At 58.3% G+C, this 20,609-nt stretch carries 18 protein-coding genes and 1 pseudogene; 16 read left to right on the top strand and 3 right to left on the bottom strand.

All coding sequences use genetic code 11. The features are described 5' to 3' along the window. Window positions 1-20 precede the first annotated feature (20 nt). The 9 genes from CU102_RS13720 to recF all read left to right on the top strand — a co-directional run bounded on the left by CU102_RS13720 (window position 21) and on the right by recF (window position 9,487). On the top strand, window positions 21-503 hold the full coding sequence (locus CU102_RS13720; protein WP_166648409.1) for a TadE/TadG family type IV pilus assembly protein: 483 nt from the start codon (window positions 21-23) through the stop codon (window positions 501-503). 54 nt (window positions 504-557) lie between these two features. After that, the gene (locus tag CU102_RS13715; RefSeq protein WP_133624523.1) at window positions 558-1,175 is read left to right on the top strand and encodes a TadE/TadG family type IV pilus assembly protein; all 618 of its coding nucleotides are present in this window, start codon (window positions 558-560) and stop codon (window positions 1,173-1,175) included. A 95-nt stretch (window positions 1,176-1,270) separates the two neighbouring features. Then, a complete protein-coding gene (locus CU102_RS13710) occupies window positions 1,271-2,515 on the top strand; it encodes a phosphopentomutase (protein ID WP_106711667.1) in 1,245 nt (414 codons plus the stop codon). Continuing rightward, a complete protein-coding gene (gene mutM / locus CU102_RS13705) occupies window positions 2,508-3,401 on the top strand; it encodes a bifunctional DNA-formamidopyrimidine glycosylase/DNA-(apurinic or apyrimidinic site) lyase (RefSeq protein ID WP_106711666.1) in 894 nt (297 codons plus the stop codon). Before CU102_RS13710 ends, mutM begins: the two co-directional genes overlap by 8 nt. A gap of 15 nt (window positions 3,402-3,416) precedes the next feature. Beyond that, a complete protein-coding gene (locus CU102_RS13700) occupies window positions 3,417-4,190 on the top strand; it encodes an enoyl-CoA hydratase (RefSeq protein ID WP_106711770.1) in 774 nt (257 codons plus the stop codon). Window positions 4,191-4,346: 156 nt separating this feature from the next. After that, window positions 4,347-4,613 (top strand): 30S ribosomal protein S20, encoded by a 267-nt coding sequence (gene rpsT, locus CU102_RS13695; protein WP_106711665.1) that lies wholly within the window; start codon window positions 4,347-4,349, stop codon window positions 4,611-4,613. A 916-nt stretch (window positions 4,614-5,529) separates the two neighbouring features. Further along, window positions 5,530-7,002 (top strand): chromosomal replication initiator protein DnaA, encoded by a 1,473-nt coding sequence (dnaA, locus tag CU102_RS13690; protein ID WP_245425341.1) that lies wholly within the window; start codon window positions 5,530-5,532, stop codon window positions 7,000-7,002. A 182-nt stretch (window positions 7,003-7,184) separates the two neighbouring features. Beyond that, window positions 7,185-8,303 (top strand): DNA polymerase III subunit beta, encoded by a 1,119-nt coding sequence (dnaN, locus tag CU102_RS13685; protein ID WP_106711664.1) that lies wholly within the window; start codon window positions 7,185-7,187, stop codon window positions 8,301-8,303. 20 nt (window positions 8,304-8,323) lie between these two features. Next, a complete protein-coding gene (gene recF / locus CU102_RS13680) occupies window positions 8,324-9,487 on the top strand; it encodes a DNA replication/repair protein RecF (protein ID WP_106711663.1) in 1,164 nt (387 codons plus the stop codon). A gap of 9 nt (window positions 9,488-9,496) precedes the next feature. Here the strand turns inward: recF and CU102_RS13675 are convergent, their stop codons facing one another. Then, complete coding sequence (locus CU102_RS13675) at window positions 9,497-10,897, bottom strand: DUF1254 domain-containing protein (protein ID WP_245425340.1); 1,401 nt, start codon at window positions 10,895-10,897, stop codon at window positions 9,497-9,499. 450 nt (window positions 10,898-11,347) lie between these two features. On the opposite strand from CU102_RS13675, the pseudogene CU102_RS13670 reads away from it, so the two are divergent. From CU102_RS13670 to CU102_RS13645, 6 genes and pseudogenes are all read left to right on the top strand, one after another. Then, window positions 11,348-12,261 (top strand): annotated as a pseudogene (locus CU102_RS13670) (L-lactate permease); the annotation flags it as partial. A 156-nt stretch (window positions 12,262-12,417) separates the two neighbouring features. Continuing rightward, window positions 12,418-12,834 carry a DoxX family protein gene (locus CU102_RS13665; RefSeq protein ID WP_106711661.1) on the top strand — a complete coding sequence of 139 codons (417 nt, stop codon included), beginning with the start codon at window positions 12,418-12,420 and terminating at the stop codon, window positions 12,832-12,834. Window positions 12,835-12,941: 107 nt separating this feature from the next. Beyond that, window positions 12,942-13,757 (top strand): methyltransferase domain-containing protein, encoded by an 816-nt coding sequence (locus tag CU102_RS13660; protein ID WP_106711660.1) that lies wholly within the window; start codon window positions 12,942-12,944, stop codon window positions 13,755-13,757. A gap of 26 nt (window positions 13,758-13,783) precedes the next feature. Beyond that, entirely contained in the window at window positions 13,784-14,572 is a 789-nt protein-coding gene (locus tag CU102_RS13655; protein WP_106711659.1) for a class I SAM-dependent methyltransferase, read from the top strand. A gap of 146 nt (window positions 14,573-14,718) precedes the next feature. Beyond that, on the top strand, window positions 14,719-15,423 hold the full coding sequence (locus CU102_RS13650) for a glutathione S-transferase family protein (RefSeq protein ID WP_106711658.1): 705 nt from the start codon (window positions 14,719-14,721) through the stop codon (window positions 15,421-15,423). Between the two features lie 83 nt (window positions 15,424-15,506). After that, window positions 15,507-15,803, top strand: coding sequence for a DUF6958 family protein (locus tag CU102_RS13645; RefSeq protein ID WP_106711657.1), 297 nt, complete (start codon window positions 15,507-15,509; stop codon window positions 15,801-15,803). A gap of 14 nt (window positions 15,804-15,817) precedes the next feature. Here CU102_RS13645 and CU102_RS13640 read toward each other — a convergent pair whose 3' ends face one another. Further along, window positions 15,818-16,087, bottom strand: a complete 270-nt coding sequence (locus CU102_RS13640) for an usg protein (RefSeq protein ID WP_106711656.1) — start codon at window positions 16,085-16,087, stop codon at window positions 15,818-15,820. Between the two features lie 107 nt (window positions 16,088-16,194). Between CU102_RS13640 and groL the strand changes: the two genes are divergently transcribed. Further along, the gene (gene groL, locus CU102_RS13635) at window positions 16,195-17,817 is read left to right on the top strand and encodes a chaperonin GroEL (RefSeq protein WP_106711655.1); all 1,623 of its coding nucleotides are present in this window, start codon (window positions 16,195-16,197) and stop codon (window positions 17,815-17,817) included. Window positions 17,818-17,856: 39 nt separating this feature from the next. Here groL and CU102_RS13630 read toward each other — a convergent pair whose 3' ends face one another. Further along, window positions 17,857-20,451, bottom strand: a complete 2,595-nt coding sequence (locus tag CU102_RS13630; RefSeq protein ID WP_106711654.1) for an AMP-binding protein — start codon at window positions 20,449-20,451, stop codon at window positions 17,857-17,859. Window positions 20,452-20,609: the final 158 nt, after the last annotated feature.

The following is a 20,609-nucleotide window of genomic DNA, read 5'->3' as shown; positions in this document are numbered from 1 at the left end:
GCGCCAACAGGCGTGGCACAGTGGCAATCGAATTCGCCTTGATCGCGCTGCCTTTCTTCCTGCTGATCTTCGCCATTATCGAAGTCAGCCTGAGCTTCACCGCCCAGCAGGTCATGTCAAACGCCGCCGACGACATTGCGCGCCAACTGCGCACAGGCGAGATCACCGCCGCAGCCATCAGTGCCCCTAACAGATTAAAACAAACCATTTGCGGTAGATTGTTCATGCCTGCAGCCGGCTGCCCCGACCTCTTCGTCGATCTGCAGACTTATACCACCTTCGCCAACGTTCCGAGAACGCTGCCTCTGACCACCGCCGGGGATGTTGACGTGTCCCAACTGAGAGTTACGCCCGGTGGGGCCAGCACAATCAATCAACTGCGCATCTTCTACCGCTGGCCGATTCTGACCGACCTGATGAAACACCGCATCGAAAGCGTCGACGGCCAGGGAAAGATGATGCTCTTCTCGACCGCGACCTGGAGAAACGAACCCTATCTTTGACGCCAATAAGACAGTCGAACAGGCTGCTCGTGCATTCTTCCAAGGGTATGACACATGAAAGCGTATAATAGACAAATGCTGGGGGCCGGAAGACTTGCAACGCTCGCCAAGCGTTTCCTCAGCGACAAACGCGGCGTTGCAGCGATGGAGTTCGCATTTATCGCGCCCATCCTGATTGCCCTCTATCTAGGTAGCATTGAGGCGACGTCGGGGCTCGACGTCAACAAGAAGCTCGGCCGTTCGACCAACATGGTGGCCGATCTGGTGACGCAGCAGCAGACGATCAACACGGATCAGCTCAGGGACATTATGGAGATCGGCACGGCTCTCCTCCTGCCTTACCGGTCCGACACACCGCAGATCACGATAACGGCCATCAACATCCCCGCGGCGGGCTCACCAACAGTTGCCTGGTCGCGAAGGGTGGTGAATAACGTCTTTTCAAGGCCGTATGCACCGGGCTCCAATGTGGTCCTCGATCCCAATCTGGTTATTCCCGGAACGACGGTGATCCGCGTGGAAACCAAAATCGCGTACGTTCCATTGATGGCATTCAACTACAAAGATTCGGTCGGCACAGCCGCTGGTGGTTCGAAGCTCGGAATACCCATGGGAAGGACTGCTTTTGGGCGCGTGCGTCAAGGCACAGCCGTCGCCTGCTCCAACTGCTGACAAGTATTCTTCGTGACCAGCAATCACTTGCGCCATTGATTTGTCATGACGCCCTGTTTGACCTATCTGTGATGTCTGGTCTAACGGAGTGAGGCATGTCACGCACTTTCCTTTTTGTCCTCGATTCCTTCGGGATCGGCGGCGCACCCGATGCCAAAACATTTGGCGATGAGGGTTCAAACACGTTTGGTCATATCGCCGAGGCCTGTGCTGCCGGCCGCGGCGACAAGACCGGACTCCGCTCCGGCCCGCTGAAATTGCCCAACATGGCCTCGCTCGGATTGTTCCACGCGGCCAATCTGGCCTCGAATGTGCCGCTTCAGCCACAAATGCCGGAGCCGGTCGGGCTTTGGGGCGCTGCAGAAGAAGTCTCGAACGGCAAAGACACACCATCGGGACACTGGGAGATCGCGGGAGTACCTGTCACGTTCAACTGGGGTTACTTCCCGCAGACCATCCCGACCTTCCCGGACAGTCTGGTTGCCGATGCCGCGCGCCGCGCAAAGCTGCCCGGGATTCTTGGGAACAAACATGCCTCCGGCACCGATGTCATCGATGAATATGGCGAGGAACATATCCGGACCGGTAAGCCGATATTCTATACTTCAACCGATTCTGTTATTCAGATCGCCGCCCATGAGACGCATTTCGGTCTCGATCGGCTGTACGAGCTCTGCGGGATTGTCCGCGAGCTGGTCGATCCGCTGAACATTGGCCGGGTGATCGCCAGGCCTTTTGTCGGCGAGACCCGCGAAACCTTCACCCGCACCGGCAACCGCCGCGACTATTCGGTGCCGCCGCCGGAACCGACACTGCTCGACCGGCTGACACAGGCCGGACGTTCCGTCATCGCCATTGGCAAGATCGGCGATATCTATGCGCATCAGGGCATCAGCCAGGTGCGCAAAGCCAATGGCAATATGGCGCTGTTCGACGAGACACTGATCGCCATGGATGATGCGCAGGAGGGCGACCTCGTCTTTACCAATTTTGTCGATTTCGACATGCTTTATGGCCACCGCCGCGATGTACCGGGCTATGCGGCGGCGCTGGAAGCATTCGACCGGCGTCTGCCCGAAGCCATCGCCAAGCTGCGCCAGGGCGATCTGATGGTGCTCACTGCCGACCACGGCTGCGACCCGAGCTACAAGGGGACAGATCATACGCGCGAACGGGTGCCCGTGCTCTGCTTTGGCCCGGACCTGCCGCACGGGTCATTCGGCATCCGCCCAACCTTTGCCGACATTGGCGAGACTGTCGCTGCGCATCTGGGAATTGAGGCGGGTCCGCATGGCAAGAGTTTCCTGAAGGGCACGGGAGTCCGCACGCCCGATGCCTGAATTACCTGAGGTTGAAACTGTCAGGCGCGGACTGCAACCCTTCATGGAAGGTGCGACCATCCTTGCCGTCGAGCAAAGGCGTGCGGACCTGCGCTTTCCCTTCCCCGAGCATTTCGCCGAACGGCTGGCCGGGCGAAAGATCGAGGCGCTGGAACGCCGCGCCAAATATCTCATCGTGCATCTCGATGATGGTCTCGGCCTGATCAGCCATCTCGGCATGTCCGGCTCGTACCGGATCGAACAGGATGATGAGGGCAATACTCCCGGCGTTTTCCATCATGATCGGTCGAAAAACGGCTTGCATGATCATGTGGTGATGCATCTCGGGGCGAAGGACGGAACGAAAAACCGCATCATCTACAATGACCCTCGGCGTTTTGGCTTCATGCTGTTTGCTGAACCCGGCGGCCTCAATACGCATCCGCTGATCAAGGATCTCGGTACCGAACCGACGGGCAACCGTCTGGATGGGGCGTTGCTGGCCAAGCTGTTCCAAAACAAGGCGGCTCCCTTGAAGGCAGCGCTGCTCGACCAGAAGCTGATTGCCGGCCTTGGCAATATCTATGTCTGCGAGGCCATGTGGCGCGCCGAACTCTCCCCAACGCGACCTGCTGGCAGTATCGCGGACGCAAACGGCGAGGTTACCGACATGGCGAACCGGCTTGCCGCTGCCATCCGCTCGGTTATTGCCGATGCCATCAAGGCGGGCGGATCGAGCCTGAAGGATTACCGCCAGGCGGACGGCGAGCTCGGCTATTTCCAGCATTCGTTTTCAGTCTATGATCGCGAAGGAAACCCTTGCCCGCGCGCCGGTTGCAATGGCACCGTTGCGCGTATCGTTCAAAGCGGGCGCTCGACGTTCTACTGCCCAGTCTGTCAGCATTAAATGGAGGAAAGCCGGATGACTTACGAAAACATCATTGTCGAGACACGCGAAAAAGTCGGTTTCGTCCAGCTCAACCGTCCGCAGGCGCTCAATGCGCTCAACTCTGCCCTCCTTGCCGAGCTCAATGTCGCCCTTGAGGCCTTCGACAAGGACGACAATATCGGCGCCATTGTGATCACCGGCTCGGAAAAAGCCTTCGCGGCCGGTGCTGACATCAAGGAGATGCAGACGCTGGCGTTTGCCGATGCGTATCTCGGCGATTACTTCAGCGAATGGGAACGGGTGACGCGGCTGCGCAAACCCCTGATCGCTGCTGTGGCCGGCTATGCGCTGGGCGGAGGGTGTGAACTTGCCATGATGTGCGATTTCATCATCGCAGCTGAGAACGCGAAATTCGGCCAACCCGAAATCACGCTCGGTGTAATGCCGGGCATGGGCGGATCACAGCGTCTTACCCGTTTCATCGGCAAGTCGAAGGCCATGGATCTCTGCCTGACCGGGCGCATGATGGACGCGGCCGAAGCGGAACGCTGCGGTCTGGTCTCGCGTGTGGTTCCGTCCGGGGATCTCATTGAGGAAACCCTCAAGGCCGCGGGCAAGATTGCCTCCTTCTCGCTTCCGGTCGTTATGATGACCAAGGAGACCGTCAATCGCGCCTATGAGACGACGCTCTCGGAAGGCCTGCGTTTCGAACGGCGCGTCTTCCACTCGATGTTCGCCCTGGAAGATCAGAGAGAGGGCATGGCTGCCTTTGCCGAAAAGCGTCCGCCAAAATTCAAGAACCGGTGAGGACAAATTATCCGTTCGGATCGCGTAGATTCCAAGTTGACGCAAAAGGAAACGTCCTCTATAAGCCCGACAACGTTCGGTGGCCCCTCGGCCGCCCTATTATTTTGTGACGGCTGCTACAAGGCTGCCGATTAGCTGACAGAAAAGAGAGGCATCATGGCCAACACTCCTTCGGCCAAGAAAGCGGCGCGCAAGATCGAAGCCCGCACCGAAGTAAACAAGTCCCGCCGCTCCCGCGTGCGCACCTTCCTTCGCAAGTTCGAAGATGCGGTGGCAAGTGGTGACCAGGCAGCCGCTTCCATCGCCTTTAAGGCGGTCGAACCGGAAGTAATGCGTGCAGCATCCAAGGGCGTCATGCACAAGAATACTGCCTCGCGTAAGGTATCGCGCCTCTCGGCCCGCCTGAAGAGTATGTCTGCATAAACAGACCTCTCATTTTTCTATTTGAAAACCCGGCTTCTCTTTAGCCGGGTTTTCTTATTTGGCCCTGATTCTGGGAATAAATTCGTTTCCCGGGGAAAAGATTGTGGCTTATCAAAACCATGACATATGACGGTTATAAATGGATTAGGACAAAAAGCGTCAATCATCATTTTACATTTAATTTCAATGGCTTATGGCAGGTAATCATTATAGCACAAACCTAGCGCGGAGAATCTGGAGCCCCAGCATGTGTCAAGCGATAATTTAATATTTTTTTTTGATCGCGAGAGTCTGCAGTGCAGCAAAATTGGCATTCCAAAAAAGGCTTTGAATCCGAAGGCTTTTTCCTCGTCAAACCGGAGACGGTTAAAAAAAACGGTAATCCGTTAACCTTTAATTCATCAAAAAACCCATGGTGCTGCCCTTGCTCTTCCTGCCAAGGTTTTTGTAAGGTCCAGACATCGAAGGGGTGGGCATAAACCCATTTAATAGGCTTATAAAATTGTGGTTTCGGGCGCAAATTTCGTGTTTGCGTAACGAGTAGGTTTTGTCGGTACTCAGGTCCAACGGATTTGAGTCGTTTCATAAAACAAGCGCGGTGACGACGCTGGCGGAAGCCGGGCGGGAGTCTTTCTGCGCCTAAACTGAGAGGGATGCGAACGTGGTAGTTAACAATATTCTGGACAACATTCAGTCAGTCCAACACCGCGTGATCGCTGTAACCTCCACTCACTAGTTTCAGGATTTTCGGGCTGACCATTGGGGCGGTTGGCTGGAACTATTGCAGGCGAGCAATCGACTGCACCCATAAAAACACGGGCATACAATAGACCCGATCGAGATATATCAGGATGAGGCAATGACAATGACCAGCGGAATAATGGAAAACGGCACAAAAGCCATAGTCCCGCTCCATATGGAAGGGGACGATATGGATGTGGCCAGCAGTCAAAGCGAGATGATCTTTGAACGCGTCAAGAGCAAGCTCAAAGCCAAGCTCGGAAGCGAGGTCTATTCGAGCTGGTTTGGCCGTCTGAAGCTGGATGAGACCTCCAAGAGCATAGTCCGCCTGTCCGTACCGACGGCGTTCCTGCGCTCCTGGATCAACAACCATTACTCCGACATGATTGCAGGGCTGTGGCGCGAAGAAGACGAGCAGGTGCTGAAGGTTGAGATCGTGTTCCGCAGCGCCAGCCGCGCCGTGCGGCCAGTCTGCGATGCCGAAGCAACGCCGCGCGAAACCCGCGCCCTTGCCCGCGACAAGCCGGTATTTCCGGTTGGCAATACCGTGCAGGACAAGAAAGCGCCAGCGCACTTTGCCGACCGCTCCCAGAATTCCGTTTTTGGCTCGCCGCTTGATCCGCGCTATACGTTCGACACCTTCGTCGACGGAACTCCCAATCGCGTCGCGCTTGCCGCTGCCCGCACCATTGCCGATGCCGGCGCCAGCGCCGTGCGCTTCAATCCATTGTTCATCCACGCCTCGGTCGGCCTCGGCAAGACGCACCTTCTGCAGGCGATCGCCGCAGAAGCTCTGAAACGTCCGGAACGCGCCCGCGTCGTTTATCTCACCGCTGAATATTTCATGTGGCGCTTTGCGACGGCCATCCGCGACAACAACGCGCTGTCGTTCAAGGAGCAACTGCGCGATATCGACCTCCTGATCATCGACGACATGCAGTTCCTGCAGGGCAAGTCGATCCAGCATGAATTCTGCCATCTGATCAATACGCTGCTCGACAGCGCCAAGCAGGTCGTCGTCGCAGCTGACCGTCCGCCGTCCGAGCTTGAATCGCTGGACCCGCGCGTTCGTTCGCGTCTTCAAGGCGGTGTCGCGCTTGAAATGATCTCACCGGATTATGCAATGCGCCTCGAAATCCTCAAGCGCCGCCTCGTCGCAGCGCAGGCGGAAGATCATTCGCTCGACATCTCGCCGGAAATCCTCGATCACGTTGCCCAATCCGTGACGGGTAGCGGCCGCGAACTCGAAGGTGCGTTCAATCAACTCCTGTTCCGCCAGACCTTCGAGCCCAACCTTTCTGTCGATCGCGTCGACGAACTCTTGAGCCATCTGATGCGCGGCGGCGAAGCCAAGCGCATCCGTATCGAAGAAATCCAGCGTATCGTCGCGCGGCACTACAATGTGTCGAAGCAGGACCTCCTGTCCAACCGCCGTACGCGCACGATCGTCAAGCCGCGCCAGATCGCCATGTATCTGGCCAAGATGCTGACACCGCGTTCGCTACCGGAAATCGGCCGCCGCTTTGGCGGGCGCGATCACACCACCGTTCTCCATGCCGTGCGCAAGATCGAGGACATTGTCGGCAAGGATCAGAAACTGTCGCAGGAGCTCGAACTCCTGAAGCGCCTCATCAATGATCAGGCCTGACGCTTCATAGTTTATCAACAGAAAGCCTGTGGTATGGTACGCTGATACCCGCCACAGGCTTGCTTTTTGCGTTTGTTTTCTGCCAATTTGCTTGACCCTGGGGAAATTGCATTCCTCACCAGCGAGATGCCGCAACCCCGCGGTGATGGTGCTGGGATAGAAGTCAGCGAGACCGGTTTATCATGCGTGTAACTCTTGAACGTTCCAATCTTCTGAAGTCGCTCAATCATGTCCACCGCGTGGTCGAACGACGCAATACCATTCCGATCCTGTCGAATGTTCTCCTGAATGCGGATGGCGGAAGCCTTGCGCTGAAAGCGACTGACCTTGATCTCGAAGTGACAGAAGCGACGGCCGCGCAGATCGAACAGTCCGGTGCGACCACCGTTCCGGCCCACCTGCTCTACGATATCGTGCGCAAGCTGCCGGATGGCGCCGAAGTCATGCTGGCGACCAATACGGACGGCAATTCCATGGCCGTCACCTCTGGCCGGTCGACCTTTCGTTTGCAGTGCCTGCCGCAGTCGGACTTCCCCGAACTGACTGCCGGTACCTTCTCACATACGTTCCGCATGCCTTCGAGCGCGCTGAAGAGCCTGATCGAGCGCACGCAGTTTGCCATTTCCACCGAAGAGACCCGCTATTATCTCAACGGTATCTATTTCCATGCCATTGAGAGCGATGGCGCACTGAAGCTGCGCGCTGTCGCGACCGACGGCCATCGCCTCGCCCGCGCCGAGCTTGAGGCTCCGTCCGGTGCCGAAGGCATGCCCGGCATCATTATCCCGCGCAAGACCGTCGCTGAGCTTCAGAAGCTGGTCGATGATCCGGATGTGGCCGTCACAGTCGAATTGTCGGAAACCAAGATTCGCTTCACCATCGGCTCGGTGGTTCTTACCTCCAAGCTCATCGACGGCACTTTCCCGGACTATCAGCGCGTCATTCCTTCCGGCAATGACAAGAAGCTGGCGATCGACCGCCAGAGCTTTGCCGCTGCCGTCGATCGCGTTTCGACGATTTCCAGCGAGCGTGGTCGCGCCGTCAAGCTGACGATTGCCGATGGGCAGCTGACGCTGACCGTTAACAATCCGGATTCCGGAAGCGCGACGGACGAGCTTGCCGCAGATTATGATTCCGATCCGATCGAAATCGGCTTCAATGCCAAGTATCTGCTCGATATCACTGGACAGCTGACCGGCTCCGAAGCGATTTTCATGCTGGCCGATGCGGGTTCCCCCACGCTGGTGCGCGATACGGGCGATGAAAATGCACTCTATGTGCTCATGCCGATGCGGGTTTAGCGCGGTCAAAGCATTGTCCCATGAGCGATGATCCCAATACGGACGCGGGCAAACCGGCCCGCGTTGCGATCAGCCGGTTGAAGCTCGCCAATTTTCGCAACTATGAGAGCCTGTCCCTGAGACTTGGGCTCTCGCACGTCGTGCTGACCGGCGAGAACGGTGCCGGCAAGACCAACCTGCTTGAGGCCGTATCATTCCTGTCACCCGGGCGTGGGCTTCGCCGCGCCACCTATACCGACGTGACCCGCAATGATGCGCCGGACGGCTTTGCCATCCACGCCGCGATTGAAACCGCCGAGGGCTCGGTCGATGTCGGGACGGGCCTTGCTGGCAATGCGCCGGGTGACACGGCGCGCCGCGTCCGCATCAATGGGGTGACTGCGGCGAGCGCCGACGAACTCCTCGATTATTCCCGCATTCTCTGGCTTGTTCCGGCCATGGACGGCCTGTTCACCGGCCCGGCCGCGGATCGCCGCCGTTTCCTCGACCGCATGGTCCTCGCCATTGATCCCGCCCATGGCAAGCGCGTTCTCGATTACGAGAAGGCGATGCGAAGCCGTAACCGTCTGCTTACAGAAGATCGGGGCAACGATGCCTGGCTCGATGCTATCGAGACTCCCATGGCCGAACTCGGCATTGCCATTGCTGCGGCGCGCGCCGAACTGATGCGGCTGATCAATGGCATGATCGAGCGGCTGCCGGATGACAGCCCCTTCCCCAAGGCTGACTGCCTGCTCGACGGCGAACTGGAACAGCGCGTCGGTATTGAAGCTGCAACCGATGTGGAGGAAACCTTCCGGCGCGCCCTGCATGATGGACGCAGCCGTGACCGGGCCGCTGGACGGACACTCGATGGTCCGCACCGGTCGGACCTGCTCGTCCGTCATCGGCCAAAGGCAATGCCGGCGGAACTGTGCTCGACCGGCGAACAGAAGGCGCTGCTCATCGGCCTCATCCTCGCCCATGCGCAGCTGACCGGCGAGCTCGCCGGCATGGCGCCGATTCTCCTGCTTGATGAGATCGCCGCGCATCTTGACGAGGGCCGCCGCGCCGCGCTCTTCGACATTATCGAGGATCTCGGCGGCCAGGCTTTCATGACCGGCACGGACAAGGCGCTGTTCCGGAGCCTCGAAGGACGTGCCCAGTTCTTCGACGTGTCAAATGGCGAAATACAGCAAGGTTGATCCCTGCTGCTATTGCGCAATGACCTGTTGAAGGGCCGGAATCATCGTCACCGGGGGCGGATTCCATTTTCCCGTCAGTGCTTCCATTTCCGGTCCATAGAGCCGCATCGTCAGATTGAACGGTCCGGCCGGTGCAGGCAGCCAGTTGGCCTCCTTACCCTTCCCGGGGCTCTTGTTCTGGAAATAGATATCGAGCGAGCCATCGGCGTTGTACTCAAATGGCATCCAGCTGCTTACGGCGAAGCGATTGAGGCTGTTGGCAACCTGGAACCCCTCCGGGTCATAAAGCGTGATGGACCAGAATGCCTTGACTGGCGGCAGCGACGCCTTGTCGAAATGAATCGCATAATCGTTCGCTCCGTTCAGCGGGTTGCCCTTTTCGTCGCCAAGGTTGAGCGGGTAGATTGCATCGTCTGGAAGATTTGCGCCAAGTCCGACCTGCGCGACAATTGCACGTTTCAGATAGTAATTGCCGTAAACGCCCATTGTATCGGTATTCATCGACCAATTATTCGCAACCCGGGCCAGAGTCGCCATCTTCCACTCCATCAGTTTGCGCGCCTCGGCGGGCACATTCTCGAGCGCCTTCGCGACCACCGGATCGGCTTTGCCCATGTCGAAACTCTGGCCGGCCTCGATGCCGATCCGCTTCATCTGGGCAAGCAAGGGCTGATCGGTCAGGTGGGGTGGATTAACCTTCAGGATTTCTGCAGCTCTGGCGAAAAATTCGCCGGCTGTCATTCCGTCTACGGTCGTCTTCGGCGATGTCTTCATGTCAACCGTCGGATCGATCGTTACTTTGATCGAATCCGGCGTTTTGCCCCACTGCGACAGCGGCGTTACCTTGTAGCCCGCCTGTATCTTGTGGACGGCGTCGTAGTCCGGCGGGCCATCGGTCTTCGTACGCCCGATTATCCAGACGAAGGGCGTCGGCGCGTCAATCCGCTGCGTCCCCTCCGGCAGCTCCCCACCTGCCCACTTCGGAGGAACGATGGCAAAGTCGGCCTTGGCAGTTCCCGTCGTCCGCCAACCGGGTGAGGCAAAGACGTCCGACCACATGTCGAGCATCGGCAGCAAGTAAAACCGCCCATTCGTGTCCGGAACCGAAACAATCATCGGCTCCTTGGTCATGTCCAGCCAGGCGACTGAATAGAGCGTATCGAAATTGACACGAACGACATCGCGCATGTCAGCCGTCGGGAATTCCGGCACGTTGGTGAATTCATTGGCCGGTCCGCGGCCCGTCACCTTGCCAGCCTCGATATTGGTGGCCTGTTTGCGGGTGACGTCCATCGTCACCAGCGGATAAAAATACACATAGGCGTCCACGCCTATGGCATGCGCATCCTGTTCGGTAATGGCATCGGCGCCCACACTTTCATGCACGGGCGACACGATAAACAAAAGCATGCAGGTGATAAGTGTAAACAATCTCGTTTTCATGATGCGCTCCCCTCATCAAAGACAGGTCTGCTCATGGCGTGTGCATTCAGTCAGCTTGCGTGGATTTGTATTGAAGAGTTTATCGGACGAGGCGTCACCAGAATGACGTCGGGCAAGTTGATCAATCGACACTGCGCTAAGGAGCCAGCCAACAATCTGTCTGCCGATCATCGTTCGTACCTCTCATGAAGGGCAAGTACGTTACGGTAACAAGCCCTGCAGCGACGGGCATTTCAACGGATATTCTTGCTGATCCGGCATGTTGGATGCCTTCTTGGGCGCGAGAAGTTGTCGATCCTGGCTGGACCTATTAGTGAGACTTAGCAAAAGCTTTCTCGCCGCCGTCCCTTGCATTCTCGGATTATCGCGTCACAAATAGGCGAATCTGACACATATACTAGTATGGTGGAGCACGGGTTCCTGCGCATCTGGCAGCCACAGGTGATCTGGACATCGGCCAAGCTGCGGACGCGCGACGATTCCGCTTCCCAGGTCCCCCCGGTAAAGACCTCGAAACGGGAACCAACCCGCGCCGAGGTCTGGGCCTCACTGACGCCGTGGATCATCGTCTGCGCGGTCCTGCTGCTGTGGGGGACGGACTGGTTCAAGGGCCTCGTCAATCCTTGGGCAACGCTCAGCTATGAGGTTCCCGGCCTCAACAACATGATTGCCAAGGTCGCGCCCATTGCAGCCACGCCAACCCCAGAAAAGGCCGTCTTTGCCTTCACATGGCTGTCCTATACCGGATCCGGCATGCTGATTGCGGCCATCATCTCCGGCTTCATCATGGGGTAAACGCCGCTCGAACTGATCAAGACCTATGGCCGGACGATCAAGCTCTGCGCCTATTCGCTGATCACCATCTCGGCCATGCTGGCGATCGGCACGCTCACACGGCTTTCGGGCATCGACGCGACGCTCGGTCTCGCCTTTGCCGCGACAGGCGTGCTTTATCCGTTCTTTGGTACGTTGCTCGGCTGGCTTGGCGTGGCCCTTACCGGATCCGATACGGCTTCGAACGTCCTCTTCGGCAACCTGCAGAAGATCACCTCGGAACAGCTCGGCCTGTCGCCGATCCTTATGGGCGCAGCAAACTCCTCCGGCGGCGTCATGGGCAAGATGATCGATGCACAGTCGATCGTCGTCGCCTCGACGGCGACCAACTGGTACGGCCACGAAGGCACGATCCTGCGCTTCGTCTTCAAGCATTCGACGAAGGCACGATCCTGCGCTTCGTCTTCAAGCATTCGATCATCCTGGCCTGTATGGTGGGTGTCCTGGTGATGCTTCAGGCCTATGTCTTTACGGGCATGATCGTCACGCCTCCATGAGGCGAGACAAAGAGGGAGCCAGCTGGCCCCCTTTTTATTTGGCCGTTTTGCGGTCATGACAAAAATAATCTGGCGGTACTGTCGGCACAGTCATCTTCCAATCGTCCTTATGACAGTCTTCAAACAAACGCATCGAACCATTGGAAGGACATAGTCATGGAACTCACCATACAAGGCACACCAGCCGTTTCAAACAAGTCAGTCTGGGCTGGCCGCGTTCTCAGCAGCCTCGTCATCCTGTTTCTGGTCTTCGACGGCGGCATAAAACTTGTGCCGCTGGACGTGGTCACGGAAACGACAGCCCAACTCGGATATCCGGGCACTGCCAGTTTCGCTCGCTTCCTCGGCGTTCTCACACTGGTTTGCACACTGCTCTATGCCTATCCGCGCACAGCGGTCCTGGGTGCAATTCTCTTGACCGGTTATCTCGGTGGCGCAATCGCCACGCATGTGCGTATCGGAAACCCGCTGTTCAGCCACACCCTGTTCGGTGTCTATCTGGGCCTGATGATCTGGGGCGGGCTTTACCTGCGCGACCCACGCATCCGCGCTCTGATTCCATTCAGCCGGTAGCATCTCGCATTCCGGCATGTGTTGACCGGGCGAATGGCTGGGCGCATTCTCTAAAGCTCTAACAAACGCAATGTCATTGATATGTGTGCACGCTGAGGAAACCAGCCATGACACAGCCGGATGCCTACCTGCTTGGACGTGCCGAAGCCGAAGAATTGCGGCTCAAGCGTCAGATTGCCAATCTCGCGCCGGATTCCGACGCGCAACTCGACAAAATCGGGATCAGCCAGGGTGAGCGCGTCGTCGACCTCGGCTGCGGCCCGGGCGGCGTCTTGCACCTTCTCGGCAAGCGTGTCGGTCCCACCGGATCCGTACTCGGCATCGAGCGAAGTCCACACTTCGTCGAGTTGGCGCGCCGCTTCGTCGCCGATCATGGGTTGCAGCAAGTTGAGGTGCGCGAAGGCGACGCCTACGACACCGGCCTGCCCCGGGCGTCGTTTGACGGCGCCCACATGCGTCTTGTGCTTGTCAATGTGCCGAAGCCCGAGCTTATCGTCCGGGAGATGGTGTCGCTGGTGCGTCCCGGGGGCTGGATCGCCAGTTTCGAGGCGGATTTTCTCGCCCACATCTGCGATCCGCCTTTGCCCGCATGGTCCCGTCTTCTCGATGCCTATATCGCCTACTCGACCGCGCAGGGCATTGATCTCTTCATCGGACGGCGCACGCACCGCCTGTTTCGCGAGGCCGGTGTCACGGACATCCGTACCGATGCCGTCGTCCATGTCTATCCGCCCGGCCACGACAGGCGGACGATCCTGCGTGATTTCATCAACAACGTCAGTGGCAAGCTGGTCGATGGCGGTTTCATCCGCCGCGCCGAACTGGAGGAGGATCTATCGGCGCTCGAACTTTACCTGTTGCGGCCTGACACAATGGTGACCTCGCATATGTTTTTCCGGTTGTGCGGGCGCCTGCCGCTCTGAGGCCCGGCAAAAGAGGAGCCTTGCTTATGCCCGACTATAAGCGAACACCCGCGGACACGTATGACGAACTCTTCGTACCGGCATTGTTCCAGCAATGGGCACCGATCGTGCTCGATGCGGCACGTGTCGTTCCGGGCAACACCATCCTTGACGTGGCCTGCGGCACCGGCGTGTTAGCGCTTGCCGCAGCGGAAAGGGTTGGCCCCAGCGGGGCCGTTGCCGCCCTCGACGCCACGCCCGAGATGTTGGCCGTGGCCCGGCGCAAGAGCACTACGATCGACTGGCACGATGGCATGGCGGAAGTGCTGCCCTTTGCGGATGACAGCTTCGATGCGGTGGTCAGCCAGTTCGGCATGATGTTCTTCAACGACCGGTCCGCTGCCATGCGGGAAATGTTTCGCGTCCTCCGACCTGGTGGACGCCTCGCCATTGCAGTCTGCGACTCGCTGGAGAATTCGCCGGGATATGCGGCGTTCGCCGCCTTGCTCGAGCACCTCTTTGGGGATTCCATCGCCGACGCCTTCCGTGCCCCTTTCGTACTTGGTGACCCGAAGCTGTTAATGTCGATCTGCAGCAACGCCGGCATTGCGGATGCGGAAGTTTATCAGCATGCGGGCGTTGTTCGTTTTGAGTCTATCGCATCGCTGGTCTCCACCGAAAGGGCGTGTGCGTGGACGCTTGGAGGCTTGCTAGACGATGCGCAGTTCGAACAGCTCTCAAAGGAGTCCGAGCGAGCGCTCCAGGGATTTGTTGCGCCGGATGGCACGATCGCATTTGAAATGCCGGCCTTGATCGTTACTGCACGCAAACCTTAGTCCCTGCGGGGCCACGTCGAGTATGGGGGCAACAAAGCGGAACTGCCTTCGGAAAGCAGGTCGCACCGTCGCTCGAAGATGGAAGCCTCATTGTCGCCATGCTAACGTTCCGGGCAGAATCAGGCTACCTGTGAGTAGGAGTTCCCATGTCAGTTCTGTCCGCCTTCGCCATCTCCACCCGGTGGCCAGCAAGGCATCTCGATCGCCTGCAGCTCTATTCCTTCCCGACGCCGAACGGCGTCAAGGTTTCGATTGCGCTGGAAGAGATCGGCCTGCCCTATGAGCCGCATGCTGTAGATATCGGCAAGAACGAAAGCTGGACACCCGAGTTTCTGTCGCTCAACCCCAATGGGAAGATTCCAGCGATCATCGATCCCGACGGTCCGGGCGGCAAACCGCTCGGCCTGTTTGAATCCGGCGCAATCCTGCTTTACCTGGCCGAGAAGACCGGCAAGCTTATTCCCGCCGACGCAGCCGGTCGCTATGAAACCATCCAGTGGGTGTTTTTCCAGATGGCCGGGATCGGACCGATGTTCGGGCAGGTCGGCTACTTCCATAAGTTCGCCGGTCGCGAAATCGAGGACAAGCGCCCGCTCGAGCGTTACCAGAATGAATCGAAACGTCTGCTTGGCGTCATCGAGACGCGGCTCGACGGCCGGCAATGGATCATGGGCGACGAATATACGATCGCCGACATTTCGATGCTGGGTTGGGTGCGCAACCTGGTCGGCTTTTATGGCGCGGGCGATCTGGTTGAGTTCGATCGCCTGAAACGCGTCCCCGAATGGTTGGAGCGCGGTCTCGCACGTCCGGCGGTTCAGCGCGGTCTGAACATTCCAAAGCGCCCGTAAAAGCGCCCCGGCCCACAGATGTGTAGGATCGGATACGGCTGTTTCGTCCTCGGACAAATCCTAGGGCACAAGGAGCAGCCAACATGGAACAGCAGGACAAGATTGCCGTCGAAAACGTCAACCATCCCGGTAAATCCAGACCAGTCGACCGGGCCATGTATGACGCGATGAAAAAAGCCTACCTCAAGGTGCTGCCGGGCAAGTCGCCTGGCCTGACGCTCGCTGAAATCAGTGCGCGTCTATCTCGCGAATTGCCCCAGGACCTCTATCCGGGGGGCGCAAGGGCCGGCTGGTGGGCCAAGACGGTCCAGCTCGATCTGGAGGCGAAGGGGCTGGTCCGACGCGAGAAAACAAGTCCGGTACGGCTCTTCAGGGCTTAAGTGATCAACAGGTCTCAGTGAATGGATATAATGCCGTCAACAGCCCGCCACTCGCGCGGCTCGATCAGGCGTTGGTGAACGATGCGAACCGAATGCAACGGTCCTTCGATGTCCTTGCACCAGAAATCAAGAAACCCTTTCAATTCCGGAAAAGTCGGAGCAAGATCGTACTCCTGCCATATGTATAGCTGGAGAAAACTGGGGTGGTCGGGGAGACGATAATGTATTTCCGCTGTCGTCAGCCCGTATCCCCTCAATTGCAGTTCGAATGCTCTGCTGGTCATGAATATTATCCCTATGGATCAACTCATGCGTTACACCGAATCTTGCCAGATTCTATTGTGTTTTCAAGGGGAAAATACGATTCTTCCTGAAAAGAGGAGTTAAGACTATGGCTGCAAAGGACGTAAAATTCAGCGCGGATGCGCGCGATCTCATGCTGCAGGGCGTCGACATCCTGGCCGATGCGGTCAAGGTGACCCTCGGCCCCAAAGGCCGCAACGTCGTCATCGACAAATCCTTCGGTGCGCCGCGCATCACAAAAGATGGCGTTACGGTCGCCAAGGAGATCGAACTTGAGAACAAGTTCGAGAACATGGGCGCCCAGATGCTGCGCGAAGTCGCGTCGAGAACCAGCGACACGGCAGGCGATGGCACGACGACCGCGACAGTCCTCGCCCAGGCGATCGTGCGCGAAGGCGCCAAGGCCGAGGCGGCCGGCATGAACCCGATGGACCTCAAGCGTGGCATTGATCTCGCGGTTATTGCGGTCGTCGAGGAGCTGAAGCGCAACGCTCGCAAGATATCGAACAATTCCGAAATCGCCCAGGTCGCGACGATTTCCGCCAATGGCGATACGGAGATCGGCCAATATCTCGCGGACGCCATGGGCAAGGTCGGGCATGAGGGCGTCATCACCGTCGAGGAAGCCAAGACGGCCGATACCGAGCTCGAAATCGTCGAGGGCATGCAGTTCGACCGGGGCTATCTCTCGCCCTACTTCGTCACCAATCAGGAGAAGATGCTGGTTGACTTTGAAGACCCGTACATTCTCATCCATGAAAAAAAGCTATCAAACCTGCAGGCGCTGCTTCCTATCCTTGAAGCAGCCATCCAGTCCGGCAAGCCGCTGCTCATTATCGCCGAAGATGTCGAGGGCGAGGCATTAGCCACTCTGGTTGTCAACAAGCTGCGCGGCGGGTTGAAAGTCGTTGCCGTCAAAGCTCCGGGATTTGGCGACCGCCGCAAGGCCATGCTTGAGGATATCGCCATCCTCACCAGCGGCACCGCCATCAGCGAGGATCTGGGGATCAAGCTTGAAAACGTAACGCTCGACATGCTCGGCCGGGCCAAGAAGGTTTTGATCGACAAGGAAAGCACCACGATTGTCGACGGCGCCGGTGCCAAGACGGAGATCGACGGAAGGGTTGCGCAGATCAAGGCGCAGATCGAGGACACGACATCCGATTACGATCGCGAGAAGCTGCAGGAGCGGCTAGCCAAACTTGCCGGCGGCGTTGCAGTCATCCGGGTCGGCGGTTCCACCGAAGTTGAAGTCCGGGAACGAAAGGATCGCGTCGACGATGCGTTGCACGCCACCCGCGCCGCGGTCGAAGAGGGTATCCTGCCGGGCGGCGGCGTGGCGCTGTTGCGGGCCGCCAAAGTGCTCACCGGCCTTCAGGGGTCCAATCCCGACCAGCGCGTCGGCATCGACATCGTGAGGCGCGCCATCGAGGCGCCAATCCGCCAGATCGCAGAGAATGCCGGCGCCGAAGGATCGCTCATCGTGGGCAAGTTGCGCGAGAACGACAATTTTTCGATCGGCTGGAATGCCCAGACAGGGGAGTACGGGGACCTCTTCGACATGGGCGTCATAGATCCGGCAAAAGTGGTCCGCACCGCGCTTCAAGGCGCCGCCTCCATCGCCGGACTACTGGTGACGACCGAAGCCATGGTTGCCGAAATTCCGAAGAAGAGTGCCCCTGCCATGCCCGGCCAAGGCATGGAGTATTGATTCAGGCGCTGGCGCCTTATCGACCGAAAAAATCGAACGTCAGACGGCTCGCCGATTCAAGCCGGCGGCCGGGAATGCCGCCGCCTTTCTCCAGACTGCCATGGGCAATCTGACGAGCGTCGTCCAATGTGGCAGGTTCTTCAGCAGCTCACGGGCAAGCAATCCGACGGCGATGCCGCCGATGATCGACGCGGCGGCGAACACAGACCAGGGCAATTTCGCTTCCAGAGCCAAAACCAGTTCCGGGACGAACCTGTGGAACAGGTAGATGTAATAGCTTGCGGCTGAAATCGGGAGCACGATGCCCGCGACCCACCGTGGCATTGGCATGCGCGGGACAAACAGCAGCGCCCCAAGAAAGGCAAACTGCAGCATATATTTCACCCAGGAACCGACCCAGTTTCCGCCGTAATAGGCAACCAGCGGAAAGATGACCGCTCCGACAGCAAGCACCAGTATCTTCCTCGAAACACTGTCGGCATAATACGCAAGCCAGCCGAAAACGGTGAGGTAAAGAATCCACGGCACAGTAAAAACCTCCCGGTTGCCGAGCGGCCAGATCACCGGTCCGACGAAACGAAGCGTCATTGCCGTTACAAGAATTGATAGCCCAAAGAAGAATGGATTTTTTGCGCCAGCCTTGCGCAGGGCCGGAATGGCAAACAACCCGGCCCAGATTATCACCATCTGGACATAGGCTTCGACGAACCAGTACAGAAATGGCAGCATGGTTCGCTCAGCCGGATCGGCAAGGCCGAAATTCCCGACGAGAAATACCGATCCCCACGGCACCTTACCCCAGACGAGCCCATAAAGCGCGATGATCAGATAATAAGGCACAAGTACCGACGTCACGGGCCGGAAGACTCTCGTGATGTGGCCGGAGAACAGATTGTTGCTCTGGAAGCGCGCGAGGCTGTAGCCGATGAGCATCACCATCGCGGCAGCGCCCCCCGGCGCGGGCCAAAGCGTGGCGTGCTGGATGACGACAAGCAGGATTGCCAGGGTCCGTATCACCAGATCGGTGCCAAGGCTCTGCATCCGGGTCTTCGCCTGTTGCATGGTGGCGAGCTCCGCGATCGGCCTGTTCTCCCAGTTCTCGGGGAGATGGTTGAGGATGCGCTCAAGGTTCAATGACAGCCGCACATAGCGCAGCGAGTCACCGCCCAGTGAAACGAAGGTATCCTGATCGGCAGTGCTCTGCGGAAAGAACGCCTCCCTGAATGCTTCCCTGACATTTTCAGTTCTACGGAAGCGGCCGTCCTCATAACCCGCCTTGAGCTGCTGATAATCGATTTTTCCGGACGCGAGACGCGGCAGCTTGTCTTGCCGGCTAACGGCAACATGCATGGCCGTCAAACCGCTCGCTTCAATCAATGTCTTGCGTACGGCATCTTCCGCATGCGCCGAAGTATAAACGGCGAAAATGGCGTGATCGTCGCCGAAAACGGCCGCCTGGATACCCTTCAATGCCAATGCCTGCTCGAGCGCATCATGACCGACGCGCAAGCCTGCGATCTTCGACATTCTGCTGCGGCGGCCAACGATACGATAGAGCCCGTCTTTGTTGCGAACCGCCAGGTCTCCCGTCTTTAGTTCAGCCAGATCCGGTCCCCTGTGTAAATCGGCGCGGCTTGCAGCATAGCCCATCATGACGTTGGGGCCGCGATAGACCAGCTCACCGGGTGTGTCGGCGTCCCGGATCTCCCGTCCATCTTCGTCGGCGAGACCCAGCTCTCCGTTGGGAATTGCGATCCCGATGCTATCCGGATTGTCATCGAGCAGGTGCGGCGGGACAAAGGCGATGCGCGCTGTGGCCTCAGTCTGCCCATACATGACGAAAAATTCTGCGCCGTCCCGCGCAAGATGATCGCTGTAGAGGCGGACGAGATCGGCGGACAGCCGCCCGCCTGCTACCGTCACCATCCGCAGGTGCGGCAGGCGCTTTTCGCGGAAGCCTACCTTTTCCAAAAGTTCGAAGGAATAGGGGACGCCGGGAATGCTTGTGCAGCGATTATCGCGCAGGTCTTCGACAAAGCCGGGGTCGAGGATCGATTTGCCTGGCACGAAGAGACTGGCATGCACAGCCAGGTGAGAATTGAGAACCGAAAGCCCGTATGAATAGTGCAGCGGCAGGATGAGCGCTCCCCGGTCATCGCTATCGAGGTGCAGGTATTCCGCAATCGAGGCCGCATTGGCTGCGAGATTTGTACTGGAGAGCCGCACATATTTGCCCTCGCCGGTGCTGCCAGAGGTCGACAGCAGCAGTGCAAGATCGGGGTGCAGGATTTCAGGCGACGGTTGCGCTGTCTCGTCGGCGCGCCACCGATTTTCAAATTGGCGGAAATAGATGTGGGGCCTGAACTTGTCCTCGAAGCGGGCTGCAACACCTCTATCGCATGGGGGCAGCAAAGCGATCGCGTGCCCGCCAGCAAGCGCCGCCAGATAAGCAATAATCGCGTGTTCTGAAAGGCTGGCATCAATGGCGATCAGGCGCTTTTCCGTGCCAAATCCTGACGCCTGGCGCGCAACGCGCGCGGCCAGCTGCTCATATGTGATAGCGGCCCGGTCAGGAAAAATCAGGGCGGACAGGTTACCGCCGGCGGAGAGGCGTTCGACAAAAAATGGGACCATTGCAATGCCCAAACCACTTCTGAAAAATCGTAGACGCTATGAATGGTGTGCAGATACATTTCTGGAGTGGTTTAGTCAATTTTACGTTGTTTGAAAACGCGCGAACAGCTAGCAGAGTGGCGATGCCTGCGACCGAGCTTAAGAACACTCGCAGGTCT

The organism is Phyllobacterium brassicacearum (assembly GCF_003010955.1).
In the GTDB taxonomy this organism is placed as follows: domain Bacteria; phylum Pseudomonadota; class Alphaproteobacteria; order Rhizobiales; family Rhizobiaceae; genus Phyllobacterium; species Phyllobacterium brassicacearum.
Note: the sequence above shows the minus strand (reverse complement) of the source record. Positions and strands in the feature narration are given on the sequence as shown.

Excerpts from the sequence above, each read along its gene's own strand:
- CU102_RS13715 (WP_133624523.1), top strand. The coding sequence starts at position 558 with ATGAAAGCGTATAATAGACAAATGCTGGGGGCCGGAAGACTTGCAACG.
- CU102_RS13710 (WP_106711667.1), top strand. The coding sequence starts at position 1,271 with ATGTCACGCACTTTCCTTTTTGTCCTCGATTCCTTCGGGATCGGCGGC.
- mutM (WP_106711666.1), top strand. The coding sequence starts at position 2,508 with ATGCCTGAATTACCTGAGGTTGAAACTGTCAGGCGCGGACTGCAACCC.
- CU102_RS13700 (WP_106711770.1), top strand. The coding sequence starts at position 3,417 with ATGACTTACGAAAACATCATTGTCGAGACACGCGAAAAAGTCGGTTTC.
- rpsT (WP_106711665.1), top strand. The coding sequence starts at position 4,347 with ATGGCCAACACTCCTTCGGCCAAGAAAGCGGCGCGCAAGATCGAAGCC.
- dnaA (WP_245425341.1), top strand. The coding sequence starts at position 5,530 with ATGGAAGGGGACGATATGGATGTGGCCAGCAGTCAAAGCGAGATGATC.
- dnaN (WP_106711664.1), top strand. The coding sequence starts at position 7,185 with ATGCGTGTAACTCTTGAACGTTCCAATCTTCTGAAGTCGCTCAATCAT.
- recF (WP_106711663.1), top strand. The coding sequence starts at position 8,324 with ATGAGCGATGATCCCAATACGGACGCGGGCAAACCGGCCCGCGTTGCG.
- CU102_RS13675 (WP_245425340.1), bottom strand. The coding sequence starts at position 10,897 with ATGCTTTTGTTTATCGTGTCGCCCGTGCATGAAAGTGTGGGCGCCGAT.
- CU102_RS13665 (WP_106711661.1), top strand. The coding sequence starts at position 12,418 with ATGGAACTCACCATACAAGGCACACCAGCCGTTTCAAACAAGTCAGTC.
- CU102_RS13660 (WP_106711660.1), top strand. The coding sequence starts at position 12,942 with ATGACACAGCCGGATGCCTACCTGCTTGGACGTGCCGAAGCCGAAGAA.
- CU102_RS13655 (WP_106711659.1), top strand. The coding sequence starts at position 13,784 with ATGCCCGACTATAAGCGAACACCCGCGGACACGTATGACGAACTCTTC.
- CU102_RS13650 (WP_106711658.1), top strand. The coding sequence starts at position 14,719 with ATGTCAGTTCTGTCCGCCTTCGCCATCTCCACCCGGTGGCCAGCAAGG.
- CU102_RS13645 (WP_106711657.1), top strand. The coding sequence starts at position 15,507 with ATGGAACAGCAGGACAAGATTGCCGTCGAAAACGTCAACCATCCCGGT.
- CU102_RS13640 (WP_106711656.1), bottom strand. The coding sequence starts at position 16,087 with ATGACCAGCAGAGCATTCGAACTGCAATTGAGGGGATACGGGCTGACG.
- groL (WP_106711655.1), top strand. The coding sequence starts at position 16,195 with ATGGCTGCAAAGGACGTAAAATTCAGCGCGGATGCGCGCGATCTCATG.
- CU102_RS13630 (WP_106711654.1), bottom strand. The coding sequence starts at position 20,451 with ATGGTCCCATTTTTTGTCGAACGCCTCTCCGCCGGCGGTAACCTGTCC.